The following is a 2,688-nucleotide window of genomic DNA, read 5'->3' as shown; positions in this document are numbered from 1 at the left end:
CGGATGTGGCGCCACTGTTCGATGGCGGATCCCGCCGTCGGGCCTGCCTCGAAGATCAGCGGCTCGAGGCCGCGTTCGAGCAGGTGGGCTGCGGTAGCAAGACCGACGGGGCCGGCGCCGATGACGGCGACGGGAAGGGTCTTTAGCGGATCCATGCTGTCCTCTGTTTCATCCGTTGGTGTGCGGTTCGATCGGGGTGCCTGCCGGAGCCTTGTGGGACCGGCAGGCCGGGGCGGCTGTTCAGCAGCAGTCCAGATCATCCTCGTCGCAGCAGCCCGTATCGGTGCAGCAATCGGTGTCCATCCAGTTCACCCCCCTCCCTAACCGCGGCGTGTGGTTACTTGGCGGCCGGGACCAGGGACTCGATGAGTCCTTCGATGCGGGTCTTGATCTCGTCACGGATGGGGCGGACGGACTCCACGCCCTGCCCGGCCGGGTCTTCCAGGACCCAGTCCTCGTAGCGCTTGCCGGGGAAGTACGGGCATTCGTCACCGCAGCCCATGGTGATCACGACGTCGGACTCCTTCACGGCCTCGGTGGTGAGGACTTTGGGGATCTCTGCAGACATGTCGATGCCCAGTTCGGCCATGGCCTCGACGGCGGCCGGGTTGACCTTATCCGCAGGCTGGGAACCGGCGGAACGCACCTCGATCCCGCCCTTGGAAAGCGTGGTGAGGAAGGCAGCGGCCATCTGCGAACGGCCGGCATTGTGGACGCAGACGAAGAGGACGGACGGCTTCTTGGCGGTTTCGGTGCTCACGTGTTTCTCCTGGAATCAGTTGCGTGTGGATCAGTTTTGATGAGGTCGTCGTGTCCGCACCACCCACACCGACTAGACATTGATATGCGTCGATGCATGCAGTATCGGACAATATATTGATGGTTGTCAATATTTGCGGGCGTGGACTATCAGGCAGCGTGCAGTCGGGGCGCGAGGCCGGTAACGCGGTGGAAGATGTCAGTGAAGGCGCCCTCGAAAGCATCCTCCGTGTTGAGACGCAGTGGATCCGGAACAGACCAATGGATCCCTCCCAGGTTGAGGATTTCCTCGTGGGCGTTGTCGCACACGGTCACGACGAAGTCATCATCGTGCGCCACTTCATCGAGCCGGCGCGGGGGATGGTCCGCGAGAGCAACACCGTGGCGACTCGCGACATCAATGGCACCCAGGGCGATGCGGTCCGCGGGGTGGGTGCCCGCCGAGGCCGAGGGGATGTCGCTGACCTGATTCCAGAGTGCGACGGCCAGCTGGGACCTGGCACTGTTGCGCGTGCAGACGAAGAGGACACGGCGGGCGCCGTGTTCGCGGCCGGGGGCCAGTCCCTCCAACGCCCCTGCGGCCAGCCGGATGTAGCTGCGGCGCTTGTCCGCCTCCGAACGGTGGCGCGTCGCCAGGCCCGCGGCTTCGAGTGTGCGCAGGTGGTGCGACAGCAGGTTCGACGGCATCCCGAGCTCGGCCTGCAGCTCCGTGGGGGAAAGATCCCCCAGGGTCAGCAGGTCCACGATGCGCAGCCGCGCGGGATCCGCCAGGGCCGCGTGCTTGGCGACCCGCGCGCGGAAAACTTCAACTGGGTCAATGTTCATTGATTCAATTTTGACTGAGTAAATATCTTGAGTCAAGCTGTTGGTATGACTTCTCAACAACCGCCGTTGTGGCGCCGCGCCTTCGCCGAACTACTCGGTTCCAGTTTGCTCGTTATGATCGTCGTTGGCTCGGGGATCATGGCACAGCAGCTCTCCCCCAGCGACATCGGCCTGCAGCTGCTGCAGAACAGCACGGCCACGGTTCTGGGTCTGACGGTGCTGATCCTCGTCTTCGGACCCGTCAGCGGCGCACACTTCAACCCCGTCGTCTCGCTCGTGGACTGGGTCCTCGGCCGGCGCAGCGGAACCGGATTAACACTTCCGGACCTGGGCACATATGTAGTTGCCCAAACCGTCGGTGCAATCAGCGGCAGCGTGGTGGCCAACGCTATGTTTGAGGTGGGCACGTCCATCTCGGTGAAGGACCGCGCCACCACCGGGCACCTGCTGGGCGAAGTCGTCGCAACGGCAGGGCTCGTCCTGTTGATCTTCGCCCTGGCAGCCACAAACCGGGGCACCCTCGCAGCTCCGGCCGTGGGCGCCTACATTGGAGCCGCCTACTGGTTTACGTCCTCAACGTCCTTCGCCAACCCCGCCGTGACGGTCGGCCGCATCTTCAGTGACACCTTCGCCGGCATCGCACCCGCTTCAGTTCCCGGGTTCGTCGTGGCGCAACTGCTCGGGGCGGCCGTAGGCCTGGGGCTTCTGCTCATCCTGTTCCCGTCTGCGGCCCGCAACGCAGACGACGTCGTTCTTCCGCACGCATCGGAAAAGGCCAGCTCCTAAGACTTCGTCGACCAACGGGACGGCAGGTCCGTCTCCGTAGTGTGGCCACTTCCGGGTCGAGCGGCGGGATTAATACATTGATGATGGTCAATATTCGGGCATAATGGGTACATGAACTTGCTGCCCGTAATCGATCAGGCCACGGATGACGCCTGCTGCACCCCGGCAGGTCCGCCCGCATTGGGGGCCGAGGAAGCCAAGCAGAAGGCCCTGGTCTTCAAAGCCCTGGCCGACCCCAACCGGCTGCGGCTGCTGTCCATTGTCAAGGCCGAATCCTCCGGTGAATCCTGCGTCTGCGACCTGACCGACCCGCTGGAC

At 64.0% G+C, this 2,688-nt stretch carries 4 protein-coding genes and 1 pseudogene; 2 read left to right on the top strand and 3 right to left on the bottom strand.

Annotated features, from left to right (window positions below):
• The 3 genes from V6M49_RS11135 to V6M49_RS11125 all read right to left on the bottom strand — a co-directional run.
• Nucleotides 1–155 (bottom strand): FAD-dependent oxidoreductase (locus tag V6M49_RS11135; RefSeq protein ID WP_332761149.1); only part of this gene is annotated, 155 nt, incomplete at its 3' end.
• A gap of 182 nt (nucleotides 156–337) precedes the next feature.
• Nucleotides 338–760, bottom strand: a complete 423-nt coding sequence (locus tag V6M49_RS11130) for an arsenate reductase ArsC (protein ID WP_332761148.1) — start codon at nucleotides 758–760, stop codon at nucleotides 338–340.
• A gap of 149 nt (nucleotides 761–909) precedes the next feature.
• Complete coding sequence (locus tag V6M49_RS11125) at nucleotides 910–1,584, bottom strand: arsenate reductase/protein-tyrosine-phosphatase family protein (protein WP_332761147.1); 675 nt, start codon at nucleotides 1,582–1,584, stop codon at nucleotides 910–912.
• A gap of 45 nt (nucleotides 1,585–1,629) precedes the next feature.
• Between V6M49_RS11125 and V6M49_RS11120 the strand changes: the two genes are divergently transcribed.
• Nucleotides 1,630–2,370, top strand: a complete 741-nt coding sequence (locus V6M49_RS11120) for an MIP/aquaporin family protein (RefSeq protein WP_332761146.1) — start codon at nucleotides 1,630–1,632, stop codon at nucleotides 2,368–2,370.
• Nucleotides 2,371–2,481: 111 nt separating this feature from the next.
• Nucleotides 2,482–2,688 (top strand): annotated as a pseudogene (locus tag V6M49_RS11115) (transcriptional regulator); the annotation flags it as partial.

The sequence above is a fragment of the Pseudarthrobacter sp. genome (assembly GCF_036675385.1).
GTDB lineage: Bacteria > Actinomycetota > Actinomycetes > Actinomycetales > Micrococcaceae > Arthrobacter.
Note: the sequence above shows the minus strand (reverse complement) of the source record. Positions and strands in the feature narration are given on the sequence as shown.